Annotated in this window: 6 protein-coding genes and 2 pseudogenes; 2 read left to right on the top strand and 6 right to left on the bottom strand. The window is 71.0% G+C overall.

Annotation, left to right across the window (positions count from 1 at the left end; all coding sequences use genetic code 11):
* Positions 1 to 198, top strand: a pseudogene (locus GRX66_RS16195) (short-chain dehydrogenase); the annotation flags it as partial.
* A gap of 30 nt (positions 199 to 228) precedes the next feature.
* Here GRX66_RS16195 and GRX66_RS16190 read toward each other — a convergent pair.
* Positions 229 to 912, bottom strand: coding sequence for a YqjF family protein (locus GRX66_RS16190; RefSeq protein WP_159527454.1), 684 nt, complete (start codon positions 910 to 912; stop codon positions 229 to 231).
* An 81-nt stretch (positions 913 to 993) separates the two neighbouring features.
* Between GRX66_RS16190 and GRX66_RS16185 the strand changes: the two genes are divergently transcribed.
* Positions 994 to 1,860, top strand: a complete 867-nt coding sequence (locus GRX66_RS16185) for a ZIP family metal transporter (RefSeq protein WP_159527453.1) — start codon at positions 994 to 996, stop codon at positions 1,858 to 1,860.
* Positions 1,861 to 1,923: 63 nt separating this feature from the next.
* On the opposite strand, the gene GRX66_RS16180 is transcribed toward GRX66_RS16185, so the two are convergent.
* The 5 genes and pseudogenes from GRX66_RS16180 to GRX66_RS16160 form a co-directional block, all read right to left on the bottom strand.
* Positions 1,924 to 3,414: a hypothetical protein gene (locus tag GRX66_RS16180; RefSeq protein ID WP_159527452.1), complete on the bottom strand. Its 1,491-nt coding sequence runs from the start codon at positions 3,412 to 3,414 to the stop codon at positions 1,924 to 1,926.
* Between the two features lie 71 nt (positions 3,415 to 3,485).
* On the bottom strand, positions 3,486 to 3,917 hold the full coding sequence (locus GRX66_RS16175) for an NUDIX domain-containing protein (protein ID WP_159527451.1): 432 nt from the start codon (positions 3,915 to 3,917) through the stop codon (positions 3,486 to 3,488).
* Positions 3,918 to 3,965: 48 nt separating this feature from the next.
* Positions 3,966 to 4,283, bottom strand: a complete 318-nt coding sequence (locus GRX66_RS16170; protein WP_159527450.1) for a transcription factor S — start codon at positions 4,281 to 4,283, stop codon at positions 3,966 to 3,968.
* Between the two features lie 23 nt (positions 4,284 to 4,306).
* Positions 4,307 to 4,942: a hypothetical protein gene (locus tag GRX66_RS16165; RefSeq protein ID WP_159527449.1), complete on the bottom strand. Its 636-nt coding sequence runs from the start codon at positions 4,940 to 4,942 to the stop codon at positions 4,307 to 4,309.
* Positions 4,935 to 5,391: pseudogene (locus GRX66_RS16160) on the bottom strand (hypothetical protein); the annotation flags it as partial. The gene GRX66_RS16165 and the pseudogene GRX66_RS16160, both read right to left, overlap by 8 nt.

Here is a 5,391-nt window from a genome sequence, read left to right as displayed (position 1 = left end):
CTGGGCGCGCAGTTCGCGGCGGACTGCGATCAGGCCGTCGGCTGCGTCGACCCGGGCGCTGTCGACACCGCGCTCCACGGCAAGGGCGGCCGCGACCCCGGGGACGTCGCTGGCCTGTTCACGTGGGCGGCCGCGAATCCGTCCGACCTCGACGGCGGGGTGCTCGGCCTCGAGGACTGGAAGCGAGCAACGGCGTAGGAGGCCCCTTGGCGGCGAGTCGCCGCGAAGCTACACGCGGCGCACGCGTTCGGCTGTGACGTCGACGCTCGGGCTGTAGAGGAGGTGGGGGACGGAGTCCGGGTGGTCGAAGCCGTTCGCGGCGAAGAGGTCGTTGGCCCGGAACGTCGCGTCAGCGTGCGCGAGGCGCCAGGGGTCGTGGCTGACCTCCCCGCAGTACAGCGACGACCGCCCGGGCGCGTAGAAGCGGTACCGCTCCAGCAGGAACGCTTCGAGGCTCCCGGGTTCGGCTGGGTTCGGCGCACCGACCGGCTGGTAGGTCGCGTCGAAGTCCAGCGGAGCCACGCCGTCGTGGGTTCGGTGGCTGCGGAAGTCGATGGCGTCGCCGCGCCGTTCGACCCGCATCTCGGCGTGGTAGTACGGGAGTTTGAACAGGTGGCGTGCGAGCGTCACGCCGACGGTGTCGTCGGCGTCGAGGTTGAAGAAGTAGATGCCAGGGCCCGCGTCGCCCGTGACGTACGTGCGGAGGTTCAGTTCGCCGAACGTCCGGCCGACTGCGGCGGGGACGCCGAGCGGCCGCACGTCCCCCATCACGAACGGGACCACGGAGAGCCACGCGCGGCCATCGAAGGTATCCACCGCAAGGCCGTCGGGGAGTCGGGCGGCGACCGTCTCCGGGTCGACGGGCCAGCTCGCCACGAGCACGTCCCGCCACGACATCGAGAGGACGTCCATGGCGGCTATTCCGGCGCGAGGGACTTCGGCGTGCCGGTCGACCGCCACATTATTAACTCTGGAAGCAAATTTATTAACTGAATGTCCGTCACGCAGTCCGTCGCCGCCGCTCGTGCCCGCACCTCGCGGCTCGGTGCCGTCAGCCTCCTGGCGTTCGTCGCGCTGTCCGCGTACGTCTTCACGACCGGGTCGGCGACCAAACTACTCGGCATCTCGTGGGTGGCGTTCGGCGCGATGGCCGGCGCGGCCGTCGTCGGCGCGCGAGCGAACACCGAACACCCCACTGGCCTCGTCTGGGGGTACGGTCTCGCAAGCGGCGCGATGGTCGCCAGTTCCGCGGCGTTCCTCCTCCCGCAGGCCATCGGGTACGCCGCCAAACCCGGCGGGTTCGGCGTCGCCGCCGGCATCCTCGTGGGCTTCGGCGCGCACACCGTCGGCCACCTCGTCACGCACCGCAACCTCCCACTGGACCGCACAACCGCCGAACTCACGGCGCACGCGCTCGCAGCCGGGTCGATCATCGGCGTCGTCTACACCGCGATGCCCGACCTCGGCCCCCTGCTCGGCCTCGCCATCGTCTCCCACAAGGGGCCCGCCGGCTACGCCGCCGCGCGCCGCCTCACCACGCAGGGCCGCTCGCCGATGATGCTGCTGTTGCCCGCGGCCGGCGTCGGGCTCGCCGCGCTCGCCGTCACCGTCCTCTCGTTCCCGACGGACGCCGTGTTCCGCGCCGTCGTCTTCGGGTTCGCGGCCGGCATCTTCCTGCACGTCGCGATGGACTTCCTGCCCGAGTGCGAGACCGGCAGCGAGGTCCACGCGGCCGCCACTCGCGGCGACCACGTCGACGCCCACGACCACGAACTCCTCGACCGCCTCCGCCTCCACGCCGTCGGGTCCACGGTCCTCGGCGGTCTCGCCGTGGTCGTCGCGTTCCTCCTCGTCCAGTAGGCTGTCCGCGGGCGGTTCCGGTCCCGCGACCGCCGCTCAGGGTTCGCGCTCGAATCGCCTCGCTCACTCCTCGGCGTCGACCCGCACGACCTCGTAAGCCTCCCCGCGCAGTTCGAACTGACGGACCGCCTCGTCGTACCCGAGCGCGCCGTCTACGACGTGTTCGTCCGCACGCACGACCACGCGGTCTACCCCCTCGTCCATCGCCGCGAGCGCGTTCCGCAGGCCCGAGCCGCGCGATTGCAGCTCGTGGCCGCCCATCACTTGCTCGGGGAGCAGGCGTTCGTCGGCGTCGCTCGTCCGCGCGAGGGCCAGCGATGCGTCCGGCGGATGCTCGCCGTCCCCGTATCGGTCGAGCGTCACCGTTGCAGTGTCGCCCTCGACCTCGACGGTGGCATCCTCGGTATGGGTGATGTCGACGGGGTCGCCGACCAGTTCCACGAGGGCCGCACTCTGGTCCCCGGGGTGGCCGAACCCGACGACGACGGCGTACTCGCCGCCGCCCAGGAAGCCCCTTGTCAGGCCGCCGGCACAGCCGCCGCCAGCGCCGTCGCAGGGAACCGGGTCGGCGTTGAACGCCCGCAGCGACCACTCCTTGCGTGCTCCCGGTGCGGCCATGCGACAGTCGTCGGTGTGGATCCCGGGTCCGACGTGGAACCACTCGCCGTCCACGAGCTTGTGGAGGTTCCAGTGCCCGCACTGCGCCGACTCGTGGCTGTGGTTCACGAACTCGAAGTCGACGGCAGCGTCGAGTTCCGCGCGCTCGCGGGCCGGCTTGAGGTACGCGACCGCGGACTCGTCGCTGTCGTGGAACCACTGCGTCGCTGCGTCCTCCGAGAGCGCCGGCACCGACCGCCCGGCGAACCGCGAGTCGGCGTCCGATCCCGGACTCGTCGTGTCCCAGACGCTGACCCGTGCCTGCGAGTCCGGGCCGCGGAACTCGTACTGGCCGGTCGGTCGCCCGGGCATCCCGGGTTCGCCGACGAGCACGTACTCCAGCCGGACGCGTTCACCGGCCTCGAAGCGGCGGCGCTCGGTCATCCACGGCCCGACGTCCTCGACGCGCCAGTACCCCGTCTCGTCGCGCACGACCTCCGGCACGGTCTCCGCGAGGTCGTTGTTCTCGGTCGGCGCGAAGTGCAACCGCGCCTCGTGGTCGTAGCCCCGCGGCTGGCGGCCGTACGTCCGCCCGACCACCGGAAGCCACTGGACTTCGACCGTGTTCGCGTAGTCGTAGCCGTTCTCCAGCCACCCGACGAGTCGCGCGGGGTGGTCGCTGGTCGCGGTCCGGTCGAACGCCAGGCGGACGCGAACGCCGTCCTCGGCGTGCATCGCCGTCGACGAGAACGCGTACGTCCGCGGGCCCGTCTCGAGTTCGACGACGCTCGCCGCCCCCGCCTCGATTTCTGGAAGTTCCCCGTCGCTCGTAGTCGGCTGGTCGGTCGTTCGGTCGTCGGTCGTGGACGTCTCGGTGCCGTCGCCGCTGCGGGTCGCACACCCCGCAAGCGCTGCGGTGGTCGCCGCCAGCGACGACAGGAGGGCTCGGCGGTGCATACGTGAACCTCCGTCGGGGACGCTAAAGGCCTTCTGTGGACTCAGACGGCCACTGAAGTCGACGCCGACGGCTACTGCTCGCGGCCCGCAGCGACCCGTTCGGCGTACCCGGCGACGTACGGCGGGACGTCCCGGTGGTCGAGGAGGGCGTCGTGGGACAGCCAGAACGCGTCGGCGACCTCCCCGGGTTCCCGGACTGTCGGCTCGCCGCACTCGTGCTCGCAGCGCGTCACGACGTTCAGGCACTGCGTCCCGTCGTCCGCGACGAACGCGTTACTGCAGACGTACGCCACGGCCCCGACGTCGACGCCGACCTCCTCGCGGACCTCCCGGCGCGCCGTCGCCTCGATCGGGTTCGCGTCGACGTCCGGTTCGACCTTCCCGCCCGGGAACGCCAACTCGCCGGCGGCGTGCGTCTCCTCGGCGCCGCGCTCCACGACGACGTACTCGTCGCCGCGGACCACGGCGGCGTCCACGTTCACGACGTACGCGTACTCGTCCATGGCGGAGAATCAGCAGTCCACCACCTCAACGTTCCGAACCGGGCCGCCCTAGCTGTACCCGCGCCAGCGAGCGCCACACTCCTGGCACTTGAAGAATCGCGTCGGGGGTTCGTCCGCGCTCCCGGTCTGCTTGATGGTGTACCACGCCTTGTCGTGGCCGCACTCGGGGCACGTCTCTTCGGCGGTCGGCTTCCCCTCGAATCCGGCGTCCTCGGTGGTCTCGATGACGTCGCTGGTGTCCTGGGCCGCGGTCGTCACGAACTCGCCCTCGTCCTCGCCGGCGGGCTCAGTGTGCCCGCACCCCGAGCACACGAGTTCGTCGTCCTGCTTGTGCATCATCGACCCGCACTCGTCGCAGAACTCCATGAATCAGTGTATGCGCGGTCCGCTCAAAAGTCACTCGTCTCCATCTCCTCGACGTCCTCGCGTTCCGCGACGATCGGGCAGTCCACGACCCGGAAGTGGTCGACGTCCACCTCCGCCTCGATGGTCGTGCCGTCGTGCGTGCAGGCCGTCTCCGGCGGGTCCGAGAAGTGCTGGCAGCCGTGGCAGAGCCGCTTCTCCACGACCGTGACCTCCCGGGTGTCCTGGACGTCTTTGTCCCCGGGGACAGCCGTTTCGGGGCCGACCGACGGCGTCTCGGCGGCCGTCGAGAGTTCCTCCCAGACGGTGTCCTCGTCCACACCGCCGACGTCCATCTCCGTGAAGAACTCCGCGAGGTCGTCGTCGGTCTCCGTCTCGCGGCGCTCCTCGACGTCCGCACGCAGGTCGGACAGCGGCGCGCTCCCCTCGGGGTCGCCGGCGCCGCCATCGCCGCCGGCATCGTCGGAGTCCTCGCCGGGCAGGTCGCCCGTCGACGCCGGGTCAGGTGTCACGTCCGCCGGTGATAGCTCCGGGGACGGTTCGTCCTGCTCGCCCGCGGGGAACTCGTCGCTCGGCTCGTCGTCCGACAACGACTCGTCGGAGCGTCCGAACTCGTCGTCGCGTTCCCGCTGGTCGTCCTCGTCTGGCTCGTCGTCAGGCATTCATCTCTCCGTCGTCGGTCACGTCGCTTTCTTCACCGTCGTCGGCGTCCAGTGCTTCGTCGCCGAGGTCCAGTTCCTCTTCGTCCGGTCGGTCCTCGCTCGCGTCCAGCTCCGCCTCGCTCACGTCGACTGCGTCGTCGACGCGGAACTCGGTCTCACCGCCCCCTGACTGGCCGCCCTCGCTCTCCTGGGCGGGTTCGGGGTCCTCGACGTCCGAGGGCTCGACGATGTCCGGGCCGTCGTCGCCACCCGCGTTCCCGCTGGCCATCTCCTCGAGCGTGTCCGTGTCCGCGCCGAGCCACTCGTCGTCCTCGCCGTCGGGCGCAGACTCGCCGGACGTCAACGCGGGCGCCGACCCCGTGACCAGTTTGTGGGACCCGAACCAGCCCTCGTTGACCTCCACGTCCTCGACGTCGCGCCACACGCCGGGCACTCCGGCGCGGTCAGCA

Source organism: Halobacterium bonnevillei (genome assembly GCF_009831555.1).
GTDB classification, from domain to species: domain Archaea; phylum Halobacteriota; class Halobacteria; order Halobacteriales; family Halobacteriaceae; genus Halobacterium; species Halobacterium bonnevillei.
Note: the sequence above shows the minus strand (reverse complement) of the source record. Positions and strands in the feature narration are given on the sequence as shown.

What these genes read in the sequence shown, in the direction of transcription:
- GRX66_RS16170 (WP_159527450.1), bottom strand. Translation starts at nt 4,283, where the DNA reads ATGGAGTTCTGCGACGAGTGCGGGTCGATGATGCACAAGCAGGACGAC.
- GRX66_RS16190 (WP_159527454.1), bottom strand. Translation starts at nt 912, where the DNA reads ATGGACGTCCTCTCGATGTCGTGGCGGGACGTGCTCGTGGCGAGCTGG.
- GRX66_RS16180 (WP_159527452.1), bottom strand. Translation starts at nt 3,414, where the DNA reads ATGCACCGCCGAGCCCTCCTGTCGTCGCTGGCGGCGACCACCGCAGCG.
- GRX66_RS16185 (WP_159527453.1), top strand. Translation starts at nt 994, where the DNA reads ATGTCCGTCACGCAGTCCGTCGCCGCCGCTCGTGCCCGCACCTCGCGG.
- GRX66_RS16175 (WP_159527451.1), bottom strand. Translation starts at nt 3,917, where the DNA reads ATGGACGAGTACGCGTACGTCGTGAACGTGGACGCCGCCGTGGTCCGC.
- GRX66_RS16165 (WP_159527449.1), bottom strand. Translation starts at nt 4,942, where the DNA reads ATGCCTGACGACGAGCCAGACGAGGACGACCAGCGGGAACGCGACGAC.